Source organism: Streptomyces sp. NBC_00464 (assembly GCF_036013915.1).
Classification (GTDB): Bacteria; Actinomycetota; Actinomycetes; order Streptomycetales; family Streptomycetaceae; genus Streptomyces.
This window is the reverse complement of sequence record NZ_CP107899.1, coordinates 2,484,309-2,509,412: the sequence shown is the minus strand read 5'-3', so window position 1 is coordinate 2,509,412 and position 25,104 is coordinate 2,484,309. Positions and strand designations below refer to the sequence as shown.

The 25,104-nt window shown below is 70.9% G+C and carries 28 protein-coding genes; 13 read left to right on the top strand and 15 right to left on the bottom strand.

Translation table 11 applies throughout. The features are described 5' to 3' along the window. Positions 1 to 110: 110 nt before the first annotated feature. From OG912_RS10905 to hutH, 4 genes are all read left to right on the top strand, one after another. Complete coding sequence (locus OG912_RS10905; protein ID WP_326738339.1) at positions 111 to 1,280, top strand: adenylate/guanylate cyclase domain-containing protein; 1,170 nt, start codon at positions 111 to 113, stop codon at positions 1,278 to 1,280. 78 nt (positions 1,281 to 1,358) lie between these two features. Beyond that, entirely contained in the window at positions 1,359 to 2,171 is an 813-nt protein-coding gene (locus OG912_RS10900; protein ID WP_327709186.1) for an enoyl-CoA hydratase/isomerase family protein, read from the top strand. Between the two features lie 96 nt (positions 2,172 to 2,267). Next, complete coding sequence (locus OG912_RS10895; protein ID WP_327709185.1) at positions 2,268 to 3,482, top strand: GGDEF domain-containing protein; 1,215 nt, start codon at positions 2,268 to 2,270, stop codon at positions 3,480 to 3,482. A gap of 35 nt (positions 3,483 to 3,517) precedes the next feature. Continuing rightward, complete coding sequence (gene hutH / locus OG912_RS10890; RefSeq protein ID WP_327709184.1) at positions 3,518 to 5,068, top strand: histidine ammonia-lyase; 1,551 nt, start codon at positions 3,518 to 3,520, stop codon at positions 5,066 to 5,068. Positions 5,069 to 5,131: 63 nt separating this feature from the next. On the opposite strand, the gene OG912_RS10885 is transcribed toward hutH, so the two are convergent. After that, positions 5,132 to 5,419, bottom strand: a complete 288-nt coding sequence (locus OG912_RS10885; protein ID WP_327709183.1) for a hypothetical protein — start codon at positions 5,417 to 5,419, stop codon at positions 5,132 to 5,134. 139 nt (positions 5,420 to 5,558) lie between these two features. Between OG912_RS10885 and OG912_RS10880 the strand changes: the two genes are divergently transcribed. The 4 genes from OG912_RS10880 (at position 5,559) to OG912_RS10865 (ending at position 9,969) form a co-directional block, all read left to right on the top strand. After that, positions 5,559 to 5,996 (top strand): hypothetical protein, encoded by a 438-nt coding sequence (locus OG912_RS10880; protein ID WP_327709182.1) that lies wholly within the window; start codon positions 5,559 to 5,561, stop codon positions 5,994 to 5,996. Between the two features lie 285 nt (positions 5,997 to 6,281). Next, on the top strand, positions 6,282 to 7,550 hold the full coding sequence (locus tag OG912_RS10875; RefSeq protein ID WP_327709181.1) for a L,D-transpeptidase: 1,269 nt from the start codon (positions 6,282 to 6,284) through the stop codon (positions 7,548 to 7,550). Between the two features lie 157 nt (positions 7,551 to 7,707). Beyond that, positions 7,708 to 9,162, top strand: a complete 1,455-nt coding sequence (locus OG912_RS10870) for an ABC transporter permease (protein WP_327709180.1) — start codon at positions 7,708 to 7,710, stop codon at positions 9,160 to 9,162. 123 nt (positions 9,163 to 9,285) lie between these two features. Continuing rightward, positions 9,286 to 9,969, top strand: coding sequence for an ABC transporter ATP-binding protein (locus OG912_RS10865; protein ID WP_327709179.1), 684 nt, complete (start codon positions 9,286 to 9,288; stop codon positions 9,967 to 9,969). A gap of 59 nt (positions 9,970 to 10,028) precedes the next feature. On the opposite strand, the gene OG912_RS10860 is transcribed toward OG912_RS10865, so the two are convergent. After that, the gene (locus OG912_RS10860; RefSeq protein WP_327709178.1) at positions 10,029 to 10,493 is read right to left on the bottom strand and encodes an RDD family protein; all 465 of its coding nucleotides are present in this window, start codon (positions 10,491 to 10,493) and stop codon (positions 10,029 to 10,031) included. 628 nt (positions 10,494 to 11,121) lie between these two features. On the opposite strand from OG912_RS10860, the gene gdhA reads away from it, so the two are divergent. Continuing rightward, positions 11,122 to 12,495 carry an NADP-specific glutamate dehydrogenase gene (gene gdhA, locus OG912_RS10855; RefSeq protein WP_326740747.1) on the top strand — a complete coding sequence of 458 codons (1,374 nt, stop codon included), beginning with the start codon at positions 11,122 to 11,124 and terminating at the stop codon, positions 12,493 to 12,495. Between the two features lie 119 nt (positions 12,496 to 12,614). Here the strand turns inward: gdhA and OG912_RS10850 are convergent, their stop codons facing one another. The 5 genes from OG912_RS10850 to OG912_RS10830 form a co-directional block, all read right to left on the bottom strand. After that, positions 12,615 to 12,983 (bottom strand): hypothetical protein, encoded by a 369-nt coding sequence (locus OG912_RS10850; RefSeq protein ID WP_327709177.1) that lies wholly within the window; start codon positions 12,981 to 12,983, stop codon positions 12,615 to 12,617. A gap of 159 nt (positions 12,984 to 13,142) precedes the next feature. Further along, the gene (locus tag OG912_RS10845; RefSeq protein WP_327709176.1) at positions 13,143 to 13,544 is read right to left on the bottom strand and encodes a YrdB family protein; all 402 of its coding nucleotides are present in this window, start codon (positions 13,542 to 13,544) and stop codon (positions 13,143 to 13,145) included. A gap of 46 nt (positions 13,545 to 13,590) precedes the next feature. Next, on the bottom strand, positions 13,591 to 14,256 hold the full coding sequence (gene msrA, locus OG912_RS10840) for a peptide-methionine (S)-S-oxide reductase MsrA (protein ID WP_327709175.1): 666 nt from the start codon (positions 14,254 to 14,256) through the stop codon (positions 13,591 to 13,593). Positions 14,257 to 14,330: 74 nt separating this feature from the next. Then, on the bottom strand, positions 14,331 to 14,453 hold the full coding sequence (locus tag OG912_RS10835) for a hypothetical protein (RefSeq protein WP_327709174.1): 123 nt from the start codon (positions 14,451 to 14,453) through the stop codon (positions 14,331 to 14,333). Between the two features lie 88 nt (positions 14,454 to 14,541). Continuing rightward, a complete protein-coding gene (locus OG912_RS10830; RefSeq protein ID WP_327709173.1) occupies positions 14,542 to 15,645 on the bottom strand; it encodes a hypothetical protein in 1,104 nt (367 codons plus the stop codon). 67 nt (positions 15,646 to 15,712) lie between these two features. Here OG912_RS10830 and OG912_RS10825 point away from each other — a divergent pair, with 67 nt between their 5' ends. Continuing rightward, positions 15,713 to 16,858: a cystathionine gamma-synthase gene (locus tag OG912_RS10825; RefSeq protein WP_327709172.1), complete on the top strand. Its 1,146-nt coding sequence runs from the start codon at positions 15,713 to 15,715 to the stop codon at positions 16,856 to 16,858. Between the two features lie 97 nt (positions 16,859 to 16,955). On the opposite strand, the gene OG912_RS10820 is transcribed toward OG912_RS10825, so the two are convergent. The 6 genes from OG912_RS10820 to OG912_RS10795 all read right to left on the bottom strand — a co-directional run bounded on the left by OG912_RS10820 (position 16,956) and on the right by OG912_RS10795 (position 20,287). Next, a complete protein-coding gene (locus tag OG912_RS10820; RefSeq protein ID WP_327709171.1) occupies positions 16,956 to 17,147 on the bottom strand; it encodes a DUF1059 domain-containing protein in 192 nt (63 codons plus the stop codon). Between the two features lie 73 nt (positions 17,148 to 17,220). Continuing rightward, positions 17,221 to 18,366, bottom strand: coding sequence for an RNA polymerase sigma factor (locus tag OG912_RS10815; RefSeq protein ID WP_327709170.1), 1,146 nt, complete (start codon positions 18,364 to 18,366; stop codon positions 17,221 to 17,223). Positions 18,367 to 18,382: 16 nt separating this feature from the next. Next, a complete protein-coding gene (locus OG912_RS10810) occupies positions 18,383 to 18,790 on the bottom strand; it encodes a YciI family protein (RefSeq protein ID WP_327709169.1) in 408 nt (135 codons plus the stop codon). A gap of 152 nt (positions 18,791 to 18,942) precedes the next feature. Beyond that, positions 18,943 to 19,194, bottom strand: a complete 252-nt coding sequence (locus tag OG912_RS10805; protein WP_327709168.1) for a hypothetical protein — start codon at positions 19,192 to 19,194, stop codon at positions 18,943 to 18,945. Then, on the bottom strand, positions 19,191 to 19,685 hold the full coding sequence (locus OG912_RS10800; protein ID WP_326738360.1) for a sigma factor-like helix-turn-helix DNA-binding protein: 495 nt from the start codon (positions 19,683 to 19,685) through the stop codon (positions 19,191 to 19,193). The genes OG912_RS10805 and OG912_RS10800 overlap by 4 nt, the downstream gene beginning before the upstream one ends. 71 nt (positions 19,686 to 19,756) lie before the next feature. Further along, positions 19,757 to 20,287 (bottom strand): MarR family winged helix-turn-helix transcriptional regulator, encoded by a 531-nt coding sequence (locus tag OG912_RS10795; RefSeq protein ID WP_327709167.1) that lies wholly within the window; start codon positions 20,285 to 20,287, stop codon positions 19,757 to 19,759. Between the two features lie 316 nt (positions 20,288 to 20,603). Between OG912_RS10795 and ilvA the strand changes: the two genes are divergently transcribed. The 3 genes from ilvA (at position 20,604) to OG912_RS10780 (ending at position 23,844) form a co-directional block, all read left to right on the top strand. Continuing rightward, positions 20,604 to 21,833 carry a threonine ammonia-lyase gene (gene ilvA, locus OG912_RS10790; protein ID WP_327709166.1) on the top strand — a complete coding sequence of 410 codons (1,230 nt, stop codon included), beginning with the start codon at positions 20,604 to 20,606 and terminating at the stop codon, positions 21,831 to 21,833. A gap of 158 nt (positions 21,834 to 21,991) precedes the next feature. After that, positions 21,992 to 22,996 carry an ATP-binding cassette domain-containing protein gene (locus OG912_RS10785; RefSeq protein WP_327709165.1) on the top strand — a complete coding sequence of 335 codons (1,005 nt, stop codon included), beginning with the start codon at positions 21,992 to 21,994 and terminating at the stop codon, positions 22,994 to 22,996. Then, positions 22,993 to 23,844, top strand: coding sequence for an ABC transporter permease (locus tag OG912_RS10780; RefSeq protein WP_327709164.1), 852 nt, complete (start codon positions 22,993 to 22,995; stop codon positions 23,842 to 23,844). The genes OG912_RS10785 and OG912_RS10780 overlap by 4 nt, the downstream gene beginning before the upstream one ends. A gap of 141 nt (positions 23,845 to 23,985) precedes the next feature. On the opposite strand, the gene greA is transcribed toward OG912_RS10780, so the two are convergent. Together greA and OG912_RS10770 are read right to left on the bottom strand one after the other, a co-directional pair. Then, entirely contained in the window at positions 23,986 to 24,483 is a 498-nt protein-coding gene (gene greA / locus OG912_RS10775; protein WP_326738365.1) for a transcription elongation factor GreA, read from the bottom strand. A 189-nt stretch (positions 24,484 to 24,672) separates the two neighbouring features. Continuing rightward, entirely contained in the window at positions 24,673 to 25,083 is a 411-nt protein-coding gene (locus OG912_RS10770) for a DUF4307 domain-containing protein (protein ID WP_327709163.1), read from the bottom strand. Positions 25,084 to 25,104: the final 21 nt, after the last annotated feature.

Genomic DNA, 25,104 nt, shown 5'->3' with positions numbered 1-25,104 from the left:
CGTCCGGTAACGCCTCGACGACGTGAGGTAGGGCACACCTGCCGTATCGTTGAGGCGATCCACCGACAGATCGGCAGGGCAGTGCGCAGGGAACGGGCAGGAGGCGGCTGGTGACCGTCGACGACACGACCTCCGACGCGGGCGCGGAGCCCCCGCCGGACTCCTCGGTCCACGCGACACCGCATCACGAAGTCGACCACACGGCGGAACCGACCGACGATCCCCTGGCGATCCGGCTGGAACAGCTGATCCTGGGGGCCGACCGGCGCTACACCCCGTTCCAGGCCGCCCGGACCGCGGGCGTCTCCATGGATCTGGCGTCCCGGTTCTGGCGGGCCATGGGCTTCGCCGACATCGGTCAGGCCAAGGCGCTCACCGAGGCCGACGTACTGGCGCTGCGGCGGCTGTCCGGTCTGGTCGAGGCCGGGCTGCTCAGCGAGCCGATGGCGATCCAGGTGGCCCGGTCGACCGGGCAGACCACCGCCCGACTGGCGGAATGGCAGATCGATTCCTTCCTGGAGGGCCTCACCGAGCCGCCCGAGCCGGGAATGACCCGCACCGAGGTCACGTACCCGCTGATCGAACTGCTCCTGCCGGAGCTGGAGGAGTTCCTGGTGTACGTGTGGCGGCGCCAGCTCGCCGCCGCCACCGGCCGGGTCGTGCAGGCCGCGGACGACGAGGAGATGGTCGACCGGCGCCTGGCCGTCGGCTTCGCCGACCTCGTCGGGTTCACCCGGCTGACCCGCCGCCTGGAGGAGGAGGAGCTCGGCGAACTCGTCGAGTCCTTCGAGACCACCTGCGCCGACCTCGTCGCCGCGCACGGCGGCCGGCTCATCAAGACCCTCGGGGACGAGGTCCTCTTCGCCGCCGACGACGCGGGCACCGCGTCCGAGATCGCGCTGCGCCTGATCGAGGCGATGACCCTGGACGAGACGATGCCGGCGCTGCGCGTCGGCATCGCGTTCGGCACCGTCACCACCCGGATGGGCGATGTCTTCGGCACCACGGTGAACCTCGCCAGCCGGCTGACCTCGATAGCGCCGAAGGACGCCGTCCTGGTGGACGGGGCGTTCGCCGAGGAGCTGACCCGTACCGGCGACGCACCCGTCTCCGAGGCACGGGCCGCGGAGGAGGCCGCTGCCGCGAAGGAGAGCGCGGACGGCGAGGAGCCGGCTCCCGCGCCCAGGTACCGCTACGGGCTGCAGCCGATGTGGCAGCGCCCGGTGCGTGGCCTCGGCATCGTCGAACCGTGGCTGCTGGCCCGTCGCGGCACGTCCTGACCGCCCCCTGACCTCCTGCCCCGGGAGAGCTCTAGGATCCCTCCGGTAACGCTCGTTAACCGACACAGGGGTGCAGCCATGACCGTCACGTCCGAGCAGCGGTTCGGGGAGTTCGTCGTCGTACGGGGCCACGAGGGCCTGGAGCACGTTGCCGAGCTGGTTCTCGACCGGCCCAAGGCCATGAACGCCGTGTCCACGGACATGGCCCGTTCGATCGGCGCCGCCTGTGCCGCGCTCGCGGCCGACCCGGACGTCCGGGTCACCGTCCTCACCTCCAGCCACGAGCGGGCCTTCTGCGTGGGCGCGGACCTCAAGGAGCGCAACTCCTTCACCGACGCGGATCTGGTGCGCCAGCGGCCCACCGCACGCGCCGCCTACACCGGAGTGCTCGAACTGCCGATGCCGACGATCGCCGCGGTGCACGGATTCGCCCTCGGTGGCGGGTTCGAGCTGGCCCTGTCCTGCGATCTGATCGTCGCGGACGCGACCGCCCTGGTGGGCCTGCCCGAGGTGTCGGTCGGGGTCATCCCCGGCGGCGGCGGCACCCAGCTGCTGCCGCGCCGGGTCGGGGCGGCGCGTGCCGCCGAGCTGATCTTCACCGCCCGCCGGGTGGCGGCGGCCGAGGCGCGGGAGCTGGGGCTGGTCGACGAGCTGGTCGCGGAGGGCGAGGACCGGGCCGAGGCGCTCGCGCTGGCCGGCCGGATCGCGGCGAACTCCCCGGTGGGGCTGCGGGCGGCCAAGCGGGCGCTGCGGCTCGGGCACGGGCTGGATCTGCGGGCCGGTCTGGAGGTCGAGGACTCCGCGTGGCGGTCGGTGGCCTTCTCCGGCGACCGGGCGGAGGGTGTGGCGGCGTTCAACGAGAAGCGGAAGGCGAACTGGCCCGGGGAGTGAGACGGCCATGACCCTTTGTGCCCGACTCGCGACGCACCGCACATGACCCGATCCGCAAACTGATCAAATCACCACAAAACTACATAAGCTGGTGCAATGGGTGGTGACGATGCACGGCTGCGGGCCGTGGTTTCGCTTGCGCAGGCGATGGCGGCGGCGCACACCCCGCGGGGGTGCTGGCGAGCGGCCGCGCTGGGGGCGTGCGAGGCATTGGGCGGCAGCTTCGCCGCGTTGTCGGTCTGGGAGCGCGGACGCGGGCGGCTGCGGGTCCTGGTCAACGCGGGCGAGCGGGCCGAGGGGGAGGAGGAGTTCCCCGACGCGGAGACGTACCCGGTGCATCAGTTCCCGGAGATCACCGAGTTCCTCCATGAGCGGTGGGCCGGGGGCGGTGAGCCGGACGCCTGGGTGGAGACCGCCGACGGGCCGGTGGAGCCGGAGCCCGGGGGTGCGGGCGTGGCGGGTGCGCACGGTTACGGGCACGGCTACTGCCATCAGCGGGTGGCGGCGCTGCGCCGGCGCGGGCGCGGCTGCTGTGTGGTCGCGCCGATCGTGCTGCACGGGCGGGCCTGGGGCGAGCTCTATGTGGCGCGACGGGTGGGGGAGCCGGTGTTCGGCCGCCGGGACGCGGACTTCGCCACCGTGCTGGCCGCCGTCGTGGCCGCCGGGATCTCCCAGACGGAGCGCCTGGAGGAGGTGCGCAAGCTCGCCTTCACCGATCCGCTGACCGGCCTCGCCAACCGGAGGGCCGTCGACATGCGGCTGGACGAGGCGGTGGAGCGGCACCGGGAGGACGGTTCGGTGGTGAGCCTGGTCGTCTGCGATCTCAACGGCCTCAAATGGGTCAACGACACGCATGGGCATGCCGTCGGTGACCGCCTGCTGGAACGTTTCGGCTCTGTGCTGTCCCGGTGCGGGGCCATGCTGCCGGGGGCGCTGGCGGCCCGGCTCGGCGGGGACGAGTTCTGTCTGCTGGCCCTGGGTCCCGAGGCGGACGAGGTGATCGCGGTGGCCACGGAACTCTGCGAGCGGGCCGCCGAGCTGGAGTTCGGCAACGGGGTCGCCTGCGGGATCGCGTCCACGGGGGATCCGATCGGTCCGGTGGTCTCCGCTCGGCGGCTCTTCCGGCTCGCGGACGCGGCCCAGTACCGGGCGAAGGCGGCCCGTTCCGGGAAGCCCGTGGTGGCGGGGAGGGACGGCGAGGTCATCCGGCTGGCGGACTCCCCGCCGAAATCCGCCCACGACCGCCGCCGGCTGCGCGGGGCCGTCCCCGAGGCGATGGATCCGGTAAGGGGTCAACCCGAGGACCACTAGTGACATGAAGGGTTTCAATCCGTACGCTTCTGAATATGGATATGCATACAGTCGTGGTGGGGACGTCCGGCACCACCGCTCAGGACGTCATCGCCGTGGCCCGCGGCAACGCCCGTGTCGAGCTCTCCGCGGCCGCGGTGAGCGCCCTGGCCGCCGCCCGCGAGATCGTGGACGCGCTCGCCGCCAAGCCCGAGCCGGTCTACGGCGTCTCCACCGGATTCGGCGCGCTCGCCAGCCGCCACATCAGCCCGGAGCTCCGCGCGCAGCTCCAGCGCAACATCGTCCGTTCGCACGCCGCCGGCATGGGCCCGCGGGTCGAGCGCGAGGTCGTCAGGGCGCTGATGTTCCTGCGGCTGAAGACGGTCGCCTCCGGCCACACGGGCGTCCGCCCCGAGGTCGCGCAGACCATGGCGGACGTACTCAACGCCGGAATCACACCCGTCGTTCACGAGTACGGTTCCCTCGGCTGCTCAGGTGACCTGGCACCGCTCTCGCACTGCGCCCTGACCCTGATGGGCGAAGGCGACGCGGAGGGCCCCGACGGGACCGTGCGCCCGGCCGGTGAACTCCTCGCCGCCCACGGCATCACCCCGGTCGAGCTGCGCGAGAAGGAGGGTCTCGCCCTCCTCAACGGCACCGACGGCATGCTCGGCATGCTCGTGATGGCCCTCGCCGACCTGCGCAGCCTCTACACCTCGGCCGACATCACCGCGGCCCTCTCCCTGGAGGCCCTGCTCGGCACGGACAAGGTCCTCGCCCCCGAGCTGCACGCCATCCGCCCGCACCCCGGCCAGGGCGCCAGCGCCGACAACATGCTGCGGGTGCTGGCCGGTTCGGGTCTCACCGGTCACCACCAGGACGACGCGCCGCGCGTCCAGGACGCCTACTCCGTGCGCTGCGCGCCCCAGGTCAACGGCGCGGGCCGCGACACCCTCGCGTACGCCGCGACCGTCGCCGACCGCGAGCTGGCCTCGTCCGTCGACAACCCGGTGGTGCTTCCCGACGGACGGGTCGAGTCCAACGGCAACTTCCACGGGGCGCCGGTCGCGTACGTCCTGGACTTCCTGGCGATCGTCGCCGCCGACCTCGGCTCGATCGCCGAGCGCCGCACCGACCGGCTGCTGGACAAGAACCGTTCGCACGGGCTGCCGCCGTTCCTCGCCGACGACCCCGGTGTCGACTCCGGCCTGATGATCGCCCAGTACACCCAGGCCGCCCTGGTCAGCGAGATGAAGCGGCTCGCCGTCCCCGCCTCCGCCGACTCGATCCCGTCCTCCGCGATGCAGGAGGACCACGTCTCGATGGGCTGGTCGGCCGCGCGCAAGCTCCGTACCGCCGTCGACAACCTCGCCCGGATCGTCGCCGTCGAGCTGTACGCGGCGACCCGCGCCGTCGAACTGCGCGCCGCACAGGGCCTGACCCCGGCCCCCGCCTCGCTCGCCGCCATCGAGGCGCTGCGGGCGGCGGGCGTCGAGGGCCCGGGACCGGACCGCTTCCTGTCGCCGGACCTGGCCGCGGCGGACGCCTTCGTCCGCTCGGGCAAGCTCGTCGCGGCGGTCGAGCCCGTCACGGGGCCGCTGGCCTGACCACGGCCGTACACACGCGGGAGCGGCCACCGGGCGGACCCGGTGGCCGCTCCCGCGTACCGCTCACAGGGCCGGCCGGGGACCTCCGCGACGGCCCGCGTAGGTGACGAAGCCGGCTCCGATGCCCAGGAGTGTCATGCCGCCGACGAGATACGGCGTCGTGTCGATCCCGGTCCCGGTCTCGGCGAGTGTGGTGGAGCCCAGGTCCGGGCCGGTGGTGGTGGCGTTGCGGCCGGTCGTGCCCGGCGCGGTGGACGCGTCGCCCGCATTGGCGGACGGGACGAACCACAGGGCACACAGCAGCGTTCCCGCAGCGGTGGCGGTCAGGAGCGGGCGGCGGGTGATGGCCACGGAATCGATCCCCCTTGGGGCAGCCGTAAGGGAGAGGGCTCCCCGAATGCCGGGTCCCCTCAGGCCTGTTGCACCGATGCTAGTGAACGCAGCGGGTCGCGGGAAAGCCATGGCGGCCGGTCGGCCTACGCTCCACCTCATGAGCACTTCTGAGACATCACGATTCGTTCGCGTTCGTGTCGAAATGGTGGTGGAGATCACGGACGCCGACGCCCTGAGCGGAACGGCGCTGGAAAGCCTCGCGGCCGAGTACGGCGAGCCCGGTGGCGAGTCCGCCGAGGAGCGCACGCATGCCGAGACCGCGGTACGGGAAGACGGTGCGGAGGCCCTCGCCTCGCTGATCGACCCGTTCGACCTGGTCAGCGAGGTGCCCGGGGTCGAGCTGACCCAGGCCTCCTGGAGCAGCGAGGTCATCGACTACGACCCGGAGGACCCGGACGGATGGGACCTCGATGACGGCCGGGACGATGACGGCGAGGAGTACGACGACGCGACCGAGGGCGACGAGAGCGCTTTTGGTGTCCCGCACAATGGGGAGGAGGACGACAAGGGCGTCAGCACGGAACAGCGGGTCTAGCGGCTGGGAACACCGGCCCCGGCCCGCTTCCGGCGGGCCGGGGCCGGTGTGCGTGAGCAGCCGGTGGGTACGGATCGCGGACGTGCGGTACAACCGGGTCGTGCACCGGCGGACACCTAGGTGATGAACAGCGGGAACCACGGCTGTCGGCACCGCGTCGATGAGTGGTGTTCCCCACATCCGGGACGGATATGGAACGGGACACCCGTTCCGGGTGTTCTTGGAACATTGACGGGGTAACGCCGGTCAACGGCCTTGCTCGGGGTTTTTGGGGATTCGGCAACGATGGAGAAGCGTGTGATGACGGACAGCAAACGGCGCAGGGGCCTCATGGCCGCGTCCGCACTGCTCGGCGGCGTGCTGGTGCTTTCGGCCTGCAACGACGGCGGCGACAAGGGCGGCCCTAGCCCCGACAGCTCGAAGTCACAGGCTGCCGAGGTCGACAAGGCGGCGGCCGAGGAGGCCTCGGAGGCGCAGATAGCGATCTCGCCGAAGAACGGCGCCACCAACGCGAGCATCAACAACGCCGCCAAGGTCACCGTCACCAAGGGCAAGCTGACGGTCGTCACGATGACCACCGCAGCCGGTGAGAGCGTCAAGGGCACGCTGTCCGCCGACGGCACGAGCTGGAAGCCGGACGCCCAGCTGGAGCGCTCGACCACCTACAAGATCAACGCGACGGCACAGGACTCGAAGGGCCGCGAGGCGCACGAGAACTCCTCCTTCACCACCGTGTCGCCCGCCAACAGTTTCATCGGGAACTTCACCCCCGAGGACGGCTCCACGGTCGGCGTCGGCATGCCCGTCTCGATCAACTTCAACAAGCCGATCACCGACCAGAAGGCCGTCCAGGCCGGCATCACCGTGACGTCCAGCAGCGGCCAGCAGGTCGCCGGACACTGGTTCAACTCCCAGCGCCTGGACCTGCGTCCCGAGGACTACTGGACGGGCGGCTCCACCGTCACGCTGAAGCTGGCACTGGACGGCGTCGAGGGCGCGGACGGCGTCTACGGCGTGCAGCAGAAGACGGTCACCTTCAAGATCGGCCGCAACCAGGTGTCGACCGTGGACGCCAAGACGCACACGATGACCGTCACCCAGAACGGCAAGACGATCAAGACCATCCCGATCTCGGCCGGTTCGTCGGACAACCCGACGTACAACGGCCAGATGGTGATCTCCGAGAAGTTCAAGGAGACCCGGATGGACGGCTCGACGGTCGGCTTCACCGACGACGACGGCAAGGGCGAGTACGACATCAAGGACGTGCCGCACGCCATGCGGCTGTCCACGTCGGGCACCTTCATCCACGGCAACTACTGGGGCGCCAAGTCGATCTTCGGCAGTGCCAACACCAGCCACGGCTGCGTCGGTCTCGCCGACGCCAAGGGTGCCGGTGACGCCAACCAGCCCGCCGCCTGGTTCTACAACAACTCCATGATCGGCGACGTGGTCATCGTCAAGAACTCCCCGGACGCGACCATCAAGCCCGACAACGGCCTCAACGGCTGGAACCTGAGCTGGGCCGAGTGGACGGCGGGCTCCCAGGCCTGAGCCGGCCGGCCGCTTTACCCCCATCCCGTACGCCGAAGGCGGCGGCACCGGATCCGCACGGATCCCGGTGCCGCCGCCTTCGGCGTACCCGACTGTTCTCATCCCGCTCTCATCCCGGCCTTAACCCACCATCACAAGCGGTCCCTAGCCTCGCCCCATGTTCTTCACCTACCTCCGGCGCGAGCTGCGCCGCCGCAGAAAGGCGGCGCTCGTCGTCGCCTCGGGGCTCGCCCTCGGTATTGCGCTGGTCATCATCGTCAGCTCGGTCTCCTCGGGCATGAGCAAGGCCCAGGACAAGGTCCTGGAATCGCTGTACGGCCTCGGCACGGACATGACCGTCACCAAGGCCGCCGCAGCTCCGGGCTCCGGCACGGAGCGCCCCAGGTTCGAGTTCGACGCCAAGGGCAGCGACGACGACTCGACACAGAGCACGGACCGGGTCATGGTCCAGGGCTTCCAGACGCTCGCCTCCACCACCGTCGACAAGGTGGACAAGCAGAACGGCGTCGCCGACGCCGTCGGCGGGCTGAGCATGACCGTCATGAAGGTCGACGGCCAGTTCAAGCGCGGTGAGTTCAAGCAGGAGGGCGGCACGGCCGAGGGCACCCGAGGCGGCCCCGGTGGCGGCAGCGGCCAGCCGCAGGGCGAGGTCCAGGGCGGCGGAGCCTCCTTCGACGTCAACTCCTACACGGTGTACGGAACCGACGTCACCAAGCAGGACCTCGGCCCGCTCACCTCGTCGAAGATCACCGCAGGACGTACGTTCAAGGCGACCGAGACCAACGCGAAGGTGGCCGTCGTCGACGCCGCCTACGCCAAGGAGAAGAAGCTCTCGGCCGGCAAGACCGTGACGATCCACGGCACCGAGTTCACCATCGTCGGGGTCTCGACGGCCGACAGCGGTGACGCGGCCGCCAACCTCTACATCCCGCTCCAGCAGGCGCAGACCCTCGCCGACGCCAAGAACAAGGTCACCACGGTCTACGTCAAGGCCGCGGACTCGCAGGCGATCGACAGCGTCAAGTCCACGATCCAGAAGAACATCTCGGGCACCACGGTCACCACCTCCGCCGACCTCGCGGACACCGTGTCCGGCTCCCTGTCCACCGCGTCCGACCTGGCCTCCAGCGTCGGCAAGTGGCTCTCCATCGCCGTGCTCATCGCCGCCTTCCTGGTGGCGGGCCTCCTCACCTCCTCCGCGGTCAGCCGTCGCGTACGGGAGTTCGGCACCCTCAAGGCGCTCGGCTGGAAGAGCGGCCGGGTCACCCGCCAGGTCATCGGCGAAGCACTCGTCAACGGCCTGATGGGCGGCGTCCTCGGCATCGCGGTCGGCCTTGCCGGTGCCTACGCCGTCACCGCCGTCAGTCCCACCCTCACCGCCCAGCTCGGCTCCTCCGGCGGGGGCGGCGGGATGCGCGGCGGCGGGATGGGCGGCCCCGGCCGGCAGACCGCGTCCAAGGCACTCGACATCGCGCTGACCGCACCCGTCTCCCTCTCCGTCATCCTGATGGCCGTCGGCCTGGCCGTCGCGGGCGGACTGATCGCGGGCGCCTTCGGCGGCTGGCGCGCCTCCCGGCTGCGCCCCGCGGACGCGCTGCGCCGCGTCGAGTAGCCCGCCGCGGGATGCCCGGCGCACGGGCATCCCGTATCCCGTCCCCAGCGATCCGCGATCCCCGTGGCGATCCCCGAGGCGGTCGCCCGGGATCCGTGATCATCGTCCAGCAGGAGCTGACCCATGTACACGCTTCAAGGCGTCACCAAGCAGTACACACGCGGAAAGTCCAAGGTCCACGCGCTCGCCGGCGTCGACCTGACCATCGAGGACGGCGGCCGTCTGGTCATCCAGGGCCCCACCGGCGGCGGCAAGTCCACACTGCTCCAGATGCTCGGCGGCCTGGACCGCCCCACGGCCGGCAGCGTCGAACTCGACGGGGTGGACCTCGCGAAGCTCAGCGAGGCCAAGCTCACCAAGGTGCGCGCCGAGAACATCGGCTTCGTCTTCCAGAGCTTCAACCTCATCCCGACGCTCACCGCCCAGGAGAACGTCGAGTCCGCCCTCGTCCCGCTCGGCGGCAAGGCGTCCGAGCGGCGCAGAAGAGCCGCTGAGGCGCTCGACTCGGTCGGGCTCGGCGAACGTCTCGGCCATCTGCCCGGCGAGATGTCCGGCGGCCAGCAGCAGCGGGTGGCCATCGCCAGAGCCCTGGTCAAGCAGCCCAAGGTGCTGCTCGCCGACGAGCCCACCGGCAACCTCGACGAGTCCATGCGCGACGAGATCATGGAGGTGCTGGAGACCATGTGGAAGGAGCACGGGCTCACCTTCATCATGGTCACCCATGACAGCGCGATCGCCCGCCGGGCCCCGCGGCTGGCCACCATCCGCAAGGGCAAGGTCACCATCACGGAGAACGCCGCGGCCTGACCCGGCCACGCACCCGTGCCGCCATGAGCCGGCGGGCCCGCACCGACGGGCCCGCCGGCTCAGACCGCCCGCCCGGCAACGGCCCTGCGGTGTGCCGCCAGATCGCTGCGGCGGACCTGGCGCAGCCCGGCAGGGTCGGTGGACGCCAGGCCCTCCTCGCAGGCCGTCCGCGGACCGGGCCCGCCCGCGCCGGCGGTCCCCACCGGACGGGTGCGGAGCCCGTACCAGGGCTGCAGCGGCAGCCAGCACAGCCCGTACAGCCAGCGCCGCACCAGCTGTCCGGGGCCGGGGCGCCCCGCGTCCGGCAGGCTCACCACCCGTATCCCCATGATCAGCTTCCCCGCGCCCGCGCCGACGACCGCGGTCAGCACCACCTGATTGAGGAACGAGAGGACGAGCACCGGCCCGATCAGCAGCCCGACGGCCTGCGGAACGGCCGCCGAGTCCGCGTAGGGCCGGACGATTAAGCCGCTGGTGACCAGGCAGAGATAGCAGTCGAGCCCCACGGCGAGGTAGCGGCGCATCTCGCCCGCCCGGGGCGGTGTGCGCGGTGCGGGACGCCCGCTCCCGCCGGGGACGTACGAGGGTCTTGACCGTCCGTGGCCGGGCTGGGGACCCGCGGTCAACGGCGGTGGCGCGTAAGGAGTACGAGCAGTACGGACCCTGCGGTTCCCCCGTGAAGTTGTCATGACGGAATCATGTCTGATTGCCCGTCACCGCGGGCCGGGACGCGCACCTCCGGTGAACGCGGCCGGCCGTATGTGTGGATGTCGCGCGGCCCGCGCGAGAACTGAGGACGGCCCGCCCGCCCGCCCGCGGACCTCACAACAACCCGCAAACCACTGTGAGGTTCGCCACTTCGAATGATGCGCGACCCGGCCGCAACCGGGCCAATCCTCCCCGGAACCGGCCCGGGGCCGTGTGGTTGCGCCCTTCCCGTGCGTGGCGCGGAGGGATCACCATGTGGATGGCCGTGGAGCATCGCGTCGTCCCGCTGGGACACTCGATACGCCACAACGGTCCTGTACGTCGCTTTCGTGAGCACGGTATGCGTGATGTCGGGCGACGCCCTCAACGGCGAGGGGGGACCTGGTGCCCCTCGGGACGGGGGCGCCTTCGCGCATGAGCCGACCCATGGAAGGTCTTGATCAGATGCTGGTCACCCCTGACTCCGCAACGCCGCACGCCGCAGACCGTGTCATCGAGCCGCTGTACGCGGAGATCCTCCGCCGCAACCAGGGCGAGAAGGAGTTCCACCAGGCCGTACGGGAAGTCCTGGAGACGCTCGGCCCGGTGCTGACCCGGCGGCCGGAGTTCGTGGACGCCCGGATCATCGAGCGCATATGCGAGCCGGAGCGCCAGCTCATCTTCCGGGTGCCGTGGTCGGACGACTCCGGCGACATCCACGTCAACCGCGGATTCCGGGTCGAGTTCTCCAGCTCGCTCGGCCCGTACAAGGGCGGACTGCGCTTCCACCCCTCGGTCAACCTCGGCATCGTGAAGTTCCTCGGCTTCGAGCAGATCTTCAAGAACGCCCTCACCGGCATGCCCATCGGCGGCGGCAAGGGCGGCTCCGACTTCGACCCGAAGGGCCGCTCGGACGCCGAGATCATGCGGTTCTGCCAGTCGTTCATGACCGAGCTCCACCGCCACCTCGGCGAGTACACCGACGTTCCCGCCGGTGACATCGGCGTGGGTGGCCGCGAGATCGGCTACCTCTTCGGCCAGTACAAGCGGATCACCAACCGCTTCGAGTCCGGCGTCCTGACCGGAAAGGGTCTCGGCTGGGGCGGCGCCCTGGTGCGTACGGAGGCGACCGGCTACGGCTGCGTCCTGTTCACCGCCGAAATGCTCCGCAGCCAGGGCGACAGCCTCGACGGCCGGCGCATCGCCGTCTCCGGCTCGGGCAACGTGGCGATCTACGCGATCGAGAAGGCCCAGCAGCTCGGCGCCACGGTGGTGACCTGCTCCGACTCCGACGGCTACGTAGTCGACGAGAAGGGCATCGACCTCGCCCTGCTCAAGGAGATCAAGGAGACCGGCCGCGGCCGTGTCTCCGAATACGCCGAACGCCGGCCCGAGGCCGTCTTCGTACCCGGCACCGGCGTCTGGAACGTGCCCTGCGACGTGGCCCTGCCCTGCGCCACGCAGAACGAACTCCACGAGGCCGACGCGCTGACCCTCGTACGCAACGGGGTGAAGGCGGTTGCCGAGGGCGCCAACATGCCCACCACCCCCGAGGCCGTCCGCGTCTTCCAGGACGCCGGAGTGGCCTTCGCCCCCGGCAAGGCGGCCAACGCGGGCGGTGTGGCCACCAGCGCCCTGGAGATGCAGCAGAACGCCTCGCGCGACTCCTGGACGTTCGCCCACACGGAGGAGCGGCTGGCGGAGATCATGCGCCACATCCACGACTCCTGCTACACCACGGCGGAGCGCTACGGCAGCCCCGGCAACTACGTGGTCGGCGCGAACATCGCCGGCTTCGAGCTGGTCGCGGACGCGATGCTGGCGCAGGGGCTGATCTGACCGGGTTCCCGGTGTGCTGACACGGGGCCGGGACGCGGATGCGTTCCGGCCCCGTGGTCCGTACGGACAAGCGGGCGTGTGTACGCAGTTAGGTAATCCGGTCACCGGCGTGCTTCAGGTCACCCGACAGCCACGCCAGGAACGAAGGTCACGATCCCGGAGAGGAAGCTGCCGATCGCGGCCAGACTGACGAGCGCGGCCTTGCCGTCCGAGAAGAGGCCGGAGAAGAACGTGCGCAGTTGCCGCCGGAGGATCAGCATCTTCAGCTTCTGCCAGCGATGCTGGCGGATGTGGCAGCCCAGAAGGAGGCCGGTTGCGTTGTTCCGGCAACCGTCTTCCCTTCCCCTGACCGGGGCCGCGCACGTCACAGGGGCTTGGAAGAAGCACCAGATCAGCACCAGCCCCGACAGAGCGGCGACGCTTGCCGGCCCTGCGGCCTTGTTGACCCAGGCGGCGATCAGTAACGCGGCAGCGACGACCCCCACCACTGTCGCAACCCACCGAGCCGAACGCTACGTGCCGCCGAAGTCGCCATGCGTCCATGGTGAAGGGGCGGCCGGTACCGCGTGCGGTGTCCCAGGTCTCTTGACCGAAAACGATCTCAAGGCGCCCGGCGGACGATGCTGATGACCAGGCACAGGCCTGGGCTACTCCGTACGATCCGGCCCGCGCCGGAACGTCTCCGCCAGGCCCGTGTTCCCCGTCACCACGACGGCCAGGACCACGGCCGCCACCGGATGCCCCACCCCGTACAGCGCGAGCGCGCCGCCGCCGAGCACCACGGCCTTCACCACGAGCACGCCGGCGAGCGGCAGCCGGACCCGGGCACGGGGTGCGGCGAACGTCCCCCACAGGGCGATGGCTATCGCCAGTACCCCGGTGCCCAGCAGTAGTTGGACGGCCAGGACGTCCCCGAGGCTGAACCCCCACCAGAACAGGCAGGCCAGCGCGACCAGTTCCACCAGGAACGCCAGTGCTTCGTTGGCCGCCCACCAGGGGCGTCCGCTCAACGAACGGATCGCCGGTCTGTCCGTACGGTTGTCACGCATGATGCCCCCGCCCTCGACGAACACGTCCGGGGCGAGGGTAACCGGATCAGCCCGCGGCCGGTGCCACCCCGATGGGGCACGAGACACCCGTCCCGCCGATCCCGCAGTAGCCCGCCGGGTTCTTGTCGAGGTACTGCTGGTGCGCCGGCTCCGCGGGCCAGAAGGTGCGGCCCTCCGCCGGGAGGATCTCCGTGCTGATCTCGCCGTAGCCGGAACCCGTGAGGACCTTCTGGTACGCCTCGCGGGATGCCGCCACGGTTGACGCCTGCTCGGGGGAGTGGGTGTAGACCGCGGAGCGGTACTGTGTGCCCACGTCATTGCCCTGGCGGAAGCCCTGGGTCGGGTCGTGGGACTCCCAGAAGACCTTCAGGAGCTGGGCGTACGTGACCACCTTCGGGTCGTACACCACGCGGACCGCCTCCGTGTGCCCGGTCAGGCCCGAGCAGACCTCCTCGTACGCGGGGTTCTCCGTATAGCCGCCCTGGTAGCCGACGAGCGTCGTCCAGACGCCGTCCGTCTCCCAGAACTTGCGCTCGGCCCCCCAGAAACACCCCATCGCGAAGTCGGCGACCTCCAGACCCTCCGGGTACGGCCCCAGCAGGGCGTTGCCCAGGACCGTGTGGCGGGACGGGACGGTGAATTCCGGGATGGCGCGGCCGCGCAGGGCCTCCTCCGGGGTCGGGAGCTGCGGGGTGCGGCGGTTCAGGAACATGCGGGGGCTCCTCCTGGGGTCGGCGTGCTGTCCGTACAACGCACCGGGACCGCCGTGGATTCCGGCCCCGGCGCTCAGCCGCGGGGCGTGCCGTCCTCGGACTCCACGTCCTCGACGTACGCGGCGGCACGCTTGCGGGCCTTGAACCAGAAGTAGAGGCCGAGGCCGATCAGGAACAGGGGTATCAGTCGTGCCACGGGAACACCGGTCCTTGTCGTGGGGTCGGCCGCTTTCGCGGGACGGGTGCCCCCACGGTCGCACACCGGCGGCCGCGGGATTTCCCGGCTACCGCAGCAGCGTCGCCGGGCTGCCGCCGTTCGCCTCGTAGCCGGCGACCGCCAACGCCCGGTACACGGTGTACTCGGCGGCCGGGTCGGAGTTCTCCGTCCACGGCAGCGCGCCCACGTGCCCGTCGATGTGGACGAGCTGGTTCATCGCCTCGGACCAGCGCTCCATCCGGACCAGGAACAGCACCAGGAGATGGCGTACGTGCGCGAGCATCGGGTCGTCGGCGCGGGCCGCGTGGACGGCGAACATCGCGCCCTCGACCGCCTTGGTCACCACCTGGCTCCGGTAGAACCCCTGCACCAGATTGACCTCGGGCAGGTGCTCGTACACCGCGAACAGCGGCAGCGCGGCCAGCAGGGAGCCCTGCGGGGCGCGGGCGGCCGCCGCCGTCGCGAAGCGGTCGGCCTCCTCGCGCGAGCCGTGCCACTTCTCGCACCAGAAGTGCAGCGCCGCGATGTGCGCGCCCATGTGGGCCGGCGCCCGGTCGATGATCTTCGCCCAGAGCTGGTCGAACTCCTCGTGGGAGTAACCGAGTCCGCGGGCCACGGCCAGCTCCACCAGGTACGGGACGGGGTCGCCCGGCGCCAGCAGGGCCGCCTCGCCGACCACCGTGCGGGCCTCCTCGAGAATGATCCGGAAGTCGTCCGTACCGGCCGTCGACGAACGCCATGCCTGCTGGACCAGGAACTCCGCATGCACGGCCGCGGCGCCCGCGTCCTTCGGCGCCTCCGCCCGCCACTTGCGCAGCCACGCCCCGCCCACGCCCGGCCGCTGCATCAGCTCCAGCGAGGCGGCCCCGGCGAACGCCTGCACCCGCTGCCACCGCACCTCGCCCTCCTTCGGCGTCCCGGACAGCAGCTGGGACGCCGCCCGCCACTCCTGGGTGTGCTGGACGACATCGAGCACGTCGAGGAGATCCTGGTCGGGGCCCGGCATCCGGATGTCCAGCTCCTCCTGACGCATGAAGCCGTAGTTGTCCGGGTCGGCGGCGTCGGGGGAGCCCGGCGCCACCAGACGGATACCACCGCGACGGCGCCGCACATAGGGGCCGACGACCGCGGCGAGCAGGCACAGCGCGAGCAGGAACCACAGAATCTCCATGCCCCCATTGTCACCGGACGGCCCGGTGCTCCGTGAGGGCCCTCGGAACGAACTACGCTCGGTGCCCATGAGCGACCAGCACAGCTTCGAGACTCTCGCGATCCACGCGGGAAACACCGCCGATCCCCTCACCGGCGCCGTTGTTCCGCCCATTTACCAGGTCTCCACGTACAAGCAGGACGGCGTGGGCGGGCTGCGCGGCGGTTACGAGTACAGCCGCAGCGCCAATCCGACCCGCACCGCGCTGGAGGAGAACCTCGCGGCCCTGGAGGGCGGCCGCCGCGGACTCGCCTTCGCCTCCGGCCTCGCCGCCGAGGACTGCCTGCTCCGTACGCTGCTGACCCCCGGCGACCACGTGGTCATCCCGAACGACGCCTACGGCGGCACGTTCCGGCTGTTCGCGAAGGTCGCCTCGCGCTGGGGCGTGGAGTTCTCGGTCGCCGACACCTCGGACGTGGCGGCGGTACGGGCGGCGATCACCCCGCGCACCAAGGCGATCTGGGTGGAGACCCCCTCCAACCCGCTGCTCGGCATCACCGACATCGCGGCCGTCGCAGACGTCGCCCGCACGGCGGGTGTGCGGCTGGTCGTCGACAACACCTTCGCCAGCCCCTACCTCCAGCAGCCCCTCGCCCTGGGCGCCGATGTCGTGGTCCACTCCACGACCAAGTACATGGGCGGCCACTCGGACGTCGTCGGCGGTGCACTGATCGTCAACGACCCCGATCTGTCGGACGAGTTGGCGTACCACCAGAACGCGATGGGTGCCGTCGCCGGGCCGTTCGACGCCTGGCTGGTGCTGCGCGGCATCAAGACCCTGGCCGTCCGGATGGACCGGCACAGCGAGAACGCCACCAAGGTCACCGAGCTGCTGACCCGCCACCCCAAGGTCACCCAGGTCCTCTACCCCGGGCTGCCGGAGCACCGGGGCCACGAGATCGCCGCCAAGCAGATGAAGGCCTTCGGCGGAATGGTGTCCTTCCGCGTCGCGGGCGGCGAGGAAGCGGCCGTCGAGGTCTGCAACCGCGCGAAGCTCTTCACACTCGGTGAATCCCTCGGCGGCGTCGAATCGCTGCTGGAGCACCCGGGCCGGATGACGCACGCCTCCGCCGCCGGCTCCCCGCTGGAGGTCCCGGCCGACCTGGTCCGGCTCTCCGTCGGCATCGAGAACGGCGACGACCTGCTGGCCGACCTGACGCAGGCGCTCGGCTAGTTCTTGCAGGCGGATTATTCGTACGCGTAGTCCCTGTACGTGAGCACACTCGGGGCGGGGCCGGAAGAAACCGGTCCCGCCTCCGCGCTTCTGGTCCTCAGGCCGAGACCTTCTCGTCCTCCAGCGAAGCCCTGACCTGCTCCCGCAGCTCGGGACTGTCGGTGTGCTCATGGACGGAGACCGCGTGCTCGGTCGCGGCCCGCACGACTTCCTCCTCCTCGCCGGAGATGGTCAGCGAGCAGTTCGACACGCTCGGATACTTACGGCAGTCGGCGATCTTCCTGGTCATTACAGCCTCCTCGGCCGATGCCATTCCAGGATAGACGGGATAAAACCGGCATGCGTGTGCCGGTGGTGTGACCTCAGCGGGCGTTGAGCCGGGCGGCCTGGCGCGTCAGATGATCGCGCTCTGCGAGGTTGGGCGCCTTGTGGGCCGCCTCGGCGTACAGCCGTGCCGCCGTCGCCGGATCGCCGTCACGCTCGTGGAGGTACGCCGCCACCGCGGCATGGCGGGGCAGCGAGGCGTCCAGCGCCGCGAGCGCCGCCAGGCCGGCGCGCGGTCCGTCGGCCTCTCCGACGGCGACCGCGCGGTTGAGCCGGACGACCGGGCTGTCGGTCAGGCCCGCGAGCTCGTCGTACCACTCGACGATCTGCACCCAGTCGGTCTCCTCCGCAGTGGGCGCGTCCGCGTGCAGCGCCGCGATCGCGGCCTGGGCCTGGAACTCGCCCAGCCGGTCGCGGGCCAGGGCCGCCTGGAGGATCATGACGCCCTCGGCGATCGAGTCGGTGTCCCACCGGCCGCGGTCCTGCTCGGCGAGCGGCACCAGGCTGCCGTCGGACGCGGTCCTGGCGGCACGCCGGGCGTGGTGGAGCAGCATGAGGGCGAGCAGCCCGGCCACCTCGGGGTGGTCGATACGGGCCGCGAGCTGCCGGGTGAGCCGGATGGCCTCGGCGGCCAGGTCGACATCGCCGGAGTAGCCCTCGTTGAAGACGAGGTAGAGGACGCGCAGCACGGTCGCGACATCGCCGGGCCGCTCGAACCGCACGTCGGAGACGGTGCGCTTGGCCCGGCTGATGCGCTGCGCCATCGTCGACTCGGGCACCAGATAGGCCTGGGCGATCTGGCGGGTGGTCAGCCCGCCGACCGCGCGCAGCGTGAGCGCGACCGCCGACGCCGGGGTCAGCGACGGATGGGCGCACAGGAAGTAGAGCTGAAGCGTGTCGTCCACCGCGGCTGCCGGGCCCGGCGCCGGTTCCTCCTCGGCGCGGTCCTCGCGCCGGCGGCGGGCGGTGTCGGCGCGCGTCGTGTCCAGGAACTTGCGCCAGGCCACGGTGATCAGCCAGCCCTTGGCATCCCGCGGGGGGTCGGCCGCCCAGGCCCGGAGCGCCTCGACCAGAGCGTCCTGCACGGCGTCCTCGGCCGCCGCGAAGTCGGCTCCGCGGCGGACGAGGACGGTGAGCACGCTCGGCGTGAGGCTCCTGAGCAGGGCCTCGTTCGCCTGAGTCACCTGAGTCACCTGAGTGTCACTCCGTGATGGTGGGCGGCTCGGTCAGGAACGGGCGCAGCTCAAGCCACTCGTGGATCGGGCTGCCGCCCGCACCGGGGGCGGCCGACAGCTCCCCGGCCAGTTCGACGGCGCGCTCGTAGCTGTCGACGTCGATGGTCATCCAGCCGGCGATGAGGTCCTTGGTCTCCGCGAACGGGCCGTCGGTCACCGGCGGGCGCCCCTCGCCGTCGTAGCGGACCCACGCCCCCTGGGGGGCGAGCGCCTGACCGTCGACGAACTCGCCGTTCTTCTCCAGCCGGGCCGCGAAGTCGTTCATGTACTGCATGTGCGCCGAGATCTCCTCCGGCGTCCACTGGTCCATGGGCACGTTGTTGACCGCATCCGGGGCGCCGCGGTAGTGCTTCAGCAGCAGGTACTTGGCCATGGTGTGTCTCCTTGCCGGTGCGACCCCTTGTGGTCGCGTTCATAGCGGGGACGGAGCCGGTCACGGGTTCTCGACATCGCCGCCCGATTTTCTTTTTCCGGGTTCGCGGACGAGCGTAGGGGAGCCGTTCCGCGATGTCCGGGTCCGCCGCCCTACCAGCCCTCCAGCGGCGGCGTCGTCTCGGCGGGCGGGGCCTGCCAGGGCTGGGCCACCACCGCCCACACCGTGAACGCCACGACCGCCGCGGTCACCACGAGCAGCCACAGCCGGCGCAGCACCCGCCGGCGGCGCAGCAGCCGCACGCCGCGTTCCTCCGCCCGCGCCGCCAGTTCCGCTGGCACCTGCGGACGGGGGCCCTCCAGCATCCGCCGGACCTCGTCCTCCTTGCGTCCGGTCCCGCTCACGGCGCAGCCCCCAGGGGCCGGGTGTGACCCCGTCGCGCGGTCGGACTCCTGGTGCCGCGCATCGTGGCCACCGAGCGGTTGCAGACCGCGCGGATCCGGTCCACCGGCACCCCGAGCAGCGCCGCCGTCTGCTCCTCGGGGACACCCTCGTACAGGCGCAGCACCAGGACGAGGCGTTCCTGCGGGGTCAGCCGGTCCAGCAGTCCGCCGCGCGGGCGGTGATGGCGCCACGCCTCCCGGGCGAACCGGGCGGCCAGATCCTGCCGGGTGCGGTTGTACGGATCCTCGCCGTGCAGCCGGTCCCAGTCCGCGTACGTCCGGGCCAGGGCGGCCGTCAGAAGCCGCTGCGCGCGCTCGTTGGCGCCGGGCGGGTCCGCGGGTTCGGCCGTGAGCAGGGTCGCGGTGTGCAGCAGCCGGCCCGCCGCGCCCGCCACGAAGGCCTCGAACTCCTGGGCGCGGCGCCGCTGTCGGCCCGCATGGCGCTCCTGCACGAGGTCAATCGGAGCGCTCGGCAGGCCCCGGGTCAACCCCCGGGGACGGGCGGGGCCTGACCGAAAGCGCCCTACCCCGCCGGCGGTGTCTGGTGCGACGCCTGCCGCGCGGCCAGGGAACCGTTGAAACGGGTGAGGAGCGCGCAGAACGTGTCCCGCTCGTCCTCGGTCCACTCGTCCGTCACCTGGGACATCAACTCGCGCCGCGAGGCCCGGACCTCCTCCAGGCGGGCCTGGCCGCGCGGGGACAGCTGGAGCACGACCGCCCGGCCGTCCTCCGGATGCGAGGTGCGCTTGACCAGACCGGTGTCCACGAGCGGCGCGACCTGCCGGGTCACCGTCGAGGAGTCGATCCCCATGCCGGCGGCCAGCGCCTTGACGCCCATGGGGCCTTCCCGGTCCAGCCGGTTGAGCAGCAGGTACGCGGCCCGGTCCATGGAGTTGCGCACCTGTCCGACACCGCCGAGGCGGGTCTGCTCGGCACGCCGGGCGAAGACCGCCACCTGGTGCTGCAGAGCGTCGAGAAGGTGGTCGTGACCCGGGTTCTCCGGGGTGGCGCCCCCGGAGGGAGACGCGGCAGTCGTCATGTCCTGAGGGGGCATGGCCGGGGGCTCTCTTCGTGCGGTGTCGGATGGGTGGGGGACAGAGTACGCGGCCCCGGGGCAACGCGTACCAGTGCCGCACAAACCTGCGGACATCGACGCAGGACGGGATCGCTTGCGGCGGCCACAACCCCTTTGAGACCGACCGGCGGGCGGGGGCGGCGTCGCGGGGCTGGGCACGCGCATCTGCGGCGTTGTCGTCAATCGCCAGGGCTCCGCCATTGCTCAATCCTCCGCCTTGCAGCTGCACGCACCCAGCCCCGCTCCTTCTTCCACCCCCCGCCCGCCGGTCGGTCTCAGCTGCAAGACTTGCGGTATGAACTTCCCACCGCCCGGCCGTTTTCCCCCGCTGATCCTCGACGACGTCCGCGGCGCGCAGAAGATGCTCTCCGGCGTCTCCAGGGTCACGCCGCTGGAGGGCAGCCGCCATCTGTCCGCCCTGGTGGGCGCGCCCGTCCAGTTCAAGTGCGAGAACCTGCAGCGGACCGGGTCGTTCAAACTGCGGGGCGCGTACGTACGCATCTCCGGCCTGACCCCGGTCGAACGCGCCGCAGGCGTCGTCGCCGCGAGCGCCGGAAACCATGCGCAGGGTGTCGCGCTCGCGTCTGCGCTGCTCGGCGTACGGGCAACGGTCTTCATGCCGGTCGGGGCGCCGCTTCCCAAGGTCGCCGCGACCCGGGAGTACGGGGCGCAGGTGCGGCTGCACGGTCATGTCGTCGACGAGACACTGGCCGCGGCCCAGGAGTACGCGCACGAGACCGGCGCGGTCTTCATCCACCCCTTCGACCACCCCGACATCATCGCGGGGCAGGGCACGGTGGGCCTGGAGATCCTGGACCAGTGCCCCGAGGTGCGCACGATCGTCGTCGGCATCGGCGGCGGCGGCCTCGCGGCCGGGATCGCCGTGGCGGTGAAGGCGATCCGGCCCGATGTGCGGATCGTCGGCGTGCAGGCGGCCGGCGCGGCCTGCTACCCGCCGTCGCTGGCAGCCGGCCACCCCGTGTCGATCGGCTCGCTCCAGACGATGGCGGACGGCATCAAGGTGGGACGCCCCGGCGACGTGCCGTTCGGCCTGGTCCAGGAACTGGTCGACGAAGTCCGTACGGTCTCCGAGGACGAGCTGTCCAGCGCCCTGCTGCTCTGCCTGGAGCGGGCGAAGATGGTGGTGGAGCCGGCCGGTGCGAGCCCGGTCGCCGCGCTGCTCAGCGACCCGAAATCGTTCCGCGGACCGGTCGTGGCGCTGCTGTCCGGCGGCAACGTGGACCCGCTGCTGATGCAGCGCATCCTGACCCACGGCATGTCCGCGGCCGGCCGCTATCTGAGCCTGCGGCTGCGCCTGACGGACCGCCCCGGCGCGCTGGCGACCATGCTGGGCGTGCTCACGGTGGCCGACGCCAACGTGCTGGACGTCAGCCATGTGCGTACCGACCCGAGGCTCGGCCTCACCGAGGCCGAGGTGGAGCTCCACCTGGAGACCAAGGGCCCGGAGCACTGCGAGGAGGTCGCCGCGGCGCTGCGCGGAGCGGGCTATCTCGTGATGGCCTGACCTCTTGTTGGTCGCGATGTATCGCGATACTGTGCCCGCGCCCGGCCCGGTGGCGTACGCGCGTTCGTCGCGTTCGTCCGCGCGTTCACCAGGCGCGGCAACTCGGGCAAATCTAGGATCTGTGAGGAAGTCACCCGAACGCACTGGGGGAATCCCGTATGCCAGGCGCGATCTACGCCGAAGGTCTGGTGAAGACCTTCGGCGACGTCACCGCACTCGGCGGCGTCGACCTCGACGTGCCGCAAGGCACCGTCCTCGGACTTCTCGGCCCCAACGGGGCCGGCAAGACGACCGCCGTACGCGTCCTCACGACGCTGCTCAGGCCCGACAGCGGCAGCGCCTTCGTCGCGGGCATCGACGTACTGAAGAAGCCCAACGAGGTGCGGCGCTCGATCGGGCTCTCCGGCCAGTTCGCCGCCGTCGACGAATACCTGACCGGCCGCGAGAACCTCCAGATGGTCGGCCAGCTCTACCAGATGTCCTCGCGTGACGCGAAGGTCCGGGCCGCGGAGCTGCTGGAGCGGTTCAACCTCGCCGACGCGGCCGACCGCACCGCCAAGACCTACTCCGGCGGCATGCGCCGCCGCCTCGACCTCGCGGCGGCGCTCGTCGTCTCCCCGCCGGTCATGTTCATGGACGAGCCGACCACCGGACTCGACCCCCGCAACCGGCAGCAGCTGTGGGACGTCATCGAGGAGCTCGTCGCCGGCGGCACGACGCTGCTGCTCACCACGCAGTACCTGGAGGAGGCCGACCGCCTCGCCCACGACATCTGCGTGATCGACCACGGCCTCGTCATCGCCCGCGGCACCTCCGACCAGCTCAAGGCCCGCACCGGCGGCGAACGCGTCGAGGTCGTCGTCCAGCAGCGCGACCAGATCGACCCGGCCCGCGAGGTCCTCGCCCACCTGGGCAAGGGCGAGGTCGCCGTCGTCCCGCACATGCGCAAGCTGACCGTTCCGGTCGACGGCGGCGCCAAGCTCCTCGCCGAGGTCATCCGCGACCTGGACGCCCGCGGCGTGGAGATCGACGACATCGGGCTGCGCCGCCCCACCCTGGACGACGTGTTCATCTCCCTCACCGGCCACGCGGCCGAGCAGGAGAAGGGCGACGAGAACGGGGCGGACGCGGCGACCGCCGCCCGGACGGAGGCAGAGAAGTGAGTGCCGTTACCGAGACGACCACAGGTCGCGCACCCCGAGGCGCCGGCGGAATCGGTCAGTCCGCCCGCGACTCGCTTGTCATGGCACGTCGGAATCTGATTCGCATGACCCGGATTCCCGAAGTGGTACTTTTTGGGCTTATTCAGCCAATTATGTTCGTAGTGCTGTTCAGTTACGTGTTCGGCGGTTCCATGAACATCGCCGGTTCGACGGACCCCGTCGTCTACCGGAACTTCCTGATGGCCGGGATCTTCGCGCAGACCGTCACCTTCGCCACGGCCGGGGCGGGCGCCGGGATCGCCGACGACATGCACAAGGGGCTCGTAGACCGGTTCCGCTCGCTGCCCATGGCGCGCGGCGCGGTGCTCACCGGCCGCACGCTCGCCGACCTCGTCCAGACCATGTTCACCGTCCTGGTGCTCACGATCGTCGCCCTGATCGTCGGCTGGCGCATCCACGAGGGCATCCCCAAGGCGCTGGGCGCGTTCGGGCTGCTCCTTCTCCTCGGATACGCCTTCTCCTGGATCGGCGCACTGATCGGTCTGTCCGTCCGCACCCCCGAGGCGGCCACCTCGGGCGGGCTGATCTGGCTTTTCCCGGTGACGTTCATCTCCAACGCCTTCGTGGACTCCAGCCAGATGGCGGGCTGGCTCCAGCCGATCGCCGACTGGAACCCGTTCAGCGCGACGGTCCAGGCGTGCCGGGTGCTCTTCGGGAACCCGGGCGTCTCGACGTCCGATGCCTGGCCGATGCAGCATCCCGTCTGGGCCTCGCTGATCTGGTCCGTAGTGATCATCGTGGTCTTCCGGACCCTGGCCGTGCGCAAGTACCGCTCGGTGGCCGTCTGACCACGCCGTCCGAGCACGCCGCCTGATCTTGCCGCCTGATCTCGCTGCCTGAGCGCGCCGTCCCAGCACAGCAGGAAGCCCCGGCCCCTGGAGATCCAGGATGCGGCCGGGGCTTCGTGCTGTGTGCGTCGGGTGTGCGGATCAGCCGGAGTACGGCTTCGCCGACAGGATCTTCACCGTGGCGGTCTTGCCGTTCGGCAGCTCGTACTCGGCGCTCTCGCCCATCCGCTTGCCGTTCACGCCCACGCCGAGCGGGGACTGCGGGGAGTACGTCTCGATGTCCGAGCTCGCGTACTCGCGGGAGGCGAGAAGGAAGGTCGTCGTGTCGTCGTCATCGCCGTCGAAGGCGATCGTCACGACCATGCCGGGCTCGACCACGCCGTCGTCGGCCGGTGCCTCGCCGACCTTCGCGTGCTCCAGGAGCTGGGTCAGCTGGCGCACCCGGAGCTCCATCTTGCCCTGCTCCTCCTTGGCCGCGTGGTACCCGCCGTTCTCGCGCAGGTCGCCCTCCTCACGGGCCGCCGCGATCTTGACGGCGATCTCCGTGCGCGCGGGACCAGACAGGTGCTCCAGCTCGGCCTTGAGCTGGCTGTACGCCTCCGGCGTGAGCCAGGTGACGTTTTCGCTGGTCTGGGTCACAGGGTGCTCCTCGTCGGTACTGGGAATACAAAGCATCGCCCTACCCCGAAGCATGCGCTTCCACGGGTGGGCGAAACCACGAGCCTAACAATTCGCCGGGGAAAGGGGGAGGAGGTAAATGGCTGAGAGTGTCGAACCGCAGGTCAGGACGGCCAGGAGTCGCTCAGGTCACCCGTGCGGCGGTCAACGCTACGCCCCGTCGTCGTCCGTGCACCCGAGCAGTTCGACGGCGGTCGCCCTGGATGTCGTACGCAGGGTGAGGACCTGGTCGATCCGGTCGGTTTCCCCGTCGAAGCGGAAGTCCTTGCGGGCGACCTCCATGCCGTCCTCGCTCAGCGAGCGGAGCGTGCAGTAGCCCTTGGCGTCCCGGTCCTTGCGGACCTCCAGGTGCACCTCGACGCGGTCGTCCGATGCGACCTTGAACTTGATCATCTCGGCGCTGAGGCCCTGGCCGCCCACGTAGTCGTAACCGATCCAGCCGACCACACCCAGCAGGGCGACGCCGAGGACCGAACCGATGATCTTGAGCTTGCGGTCCGCGCGCTGGTCCGCGGAGCGGCCGTAGCGGTTCTCGGGAGGCGTCTCGCGTACCGCCGTCATGATCGTTCCTCCCGTACCGGG

Coding starts and splice junctions, on each gene's coding strand:
- ilvA (WP_327709166.1), top strand. CDS start 20,604: ATGAACTTCCCACCGCCCGGCCGTTTTCCCCCGCTGATCCTCGACGAC.
- OG912_RS10875 (WP_327709181.1), top strand. CDS start 6,282: ATGGAGAAGCGTGTGATGACGGACAGCAAACGGCGCAGGGGCCTCATG.
- OG912_RS10830 (WP_327709173.1), bottom strand. CDS start 15,645: ATGGAGATTCTGTGGTTCCTGCTCGCGCTGTGCCTGCTCGCCGCGGTC.
- OG912_RS10870 (WP_327709180.1), top strand. CDS start 7,708: ATGTTCTTCACCTACCTCCGGCGCGAGCTGCGCCGCCGCAGAAAGGCG.
- OG912_RS10860 (WP_327709178.1), bottom strand. CDS start 10,493: ATGCGCCGCTACCTCGCCGTGGGGCTCGACTGCTATCTCTGCCTGGTC.
- OG912_RS10880 (WP_327709182.1), top strand. CDS start 5,559: ATGAGCACTTCTGAGACATCACGATTCGTTCGCGTTCGTGTCGAAATG.
- gdhA (WP_326740747.1), top strand. CDS start 11,122: ATGCTGGTCACCCCTGACTCCGCAACGCCGCACGCCGCAGACCGTGTC.
- OG912_RS10820 (WP_327709171.1), bottom strand. CDS start 17,147: ATGACCAGGAAGATCGCCGACTGCCGTAAGTATCCGAGCGTGTCGAAC.
- OG912_RS10900 (WP_327709186.1), top strand. CDS start 1,359: ATGACCGTCACGTCCGAGCAGCGGTTCGGGGAGTTCGTCGTCGTACGG.
- OG912_RS10895 (WP_327709185.1), top strand. CDS start 2,268: ATGGGTGGTGACGATGCACGGCTGCGGGCCGTGGTTTCGCTTGCGCAG.
- OG912_RS10825 (WP_327709172.1), top strand. CDS start 15,713: ATGAGCGACCAGCACAGCTTCGAGACTCTCGCGATCCACGCGGGAAAC.
- OG912_RS10785 (WP_327709165.1), top strand. CDS start 21,992: ATGCCAGGCGCGATCTACGCCGAAGGTCTGGTGAAGACCTTCGGCGAC.
- OG912_RS10795 (WP_327709167.1), bottom strand. CDS start 20,287: ATGCCCCCTCAGGACATGACGACTGCCGCGTCTCCCTCCGGGGGCGCC.
- OG912_RS10770 (WP_327709163.1), bottom strand. CDS start 25,083: ATGACGGCGGTACGCGAGACGCCTCCCGAGAACCGCTACGGCCGCTCC.
- OG912_RS10810 (WP_327709169.1), bottom strand. CDS start 18,790: ATGGCCAAGTACCTGCTGCTGAAGCACTACCGCGGCGCCCCGGATGCG.
- OG912_RS10865 (WP_327709179.1), top strand. CDS start 9,286: ATGTACACGCTTCAAGGCGTCACCAAGCAGTACACACGCGGAAAGTCC.
- OG912_RS10845 (WP_327709176.1), bottom strand. CDS start 13,544: ATGCGTGACAACCGTACGGACAGACCGGCGATCCGTTCGTTGAGCGGA.
- msrA (WP_327709175.1), bottom strand. CDS start 14,256: ATGTTCCTGAACCGCCGCACCCCGCAGCTCCCGACCCCGGAGGAGGCC.
- hutH (WP_327709184.1), top strand. CDS start 3,518: ATGGATATGCATACAGTCGTGGTGGGGACGTCCGGCACCACCGCTCAG.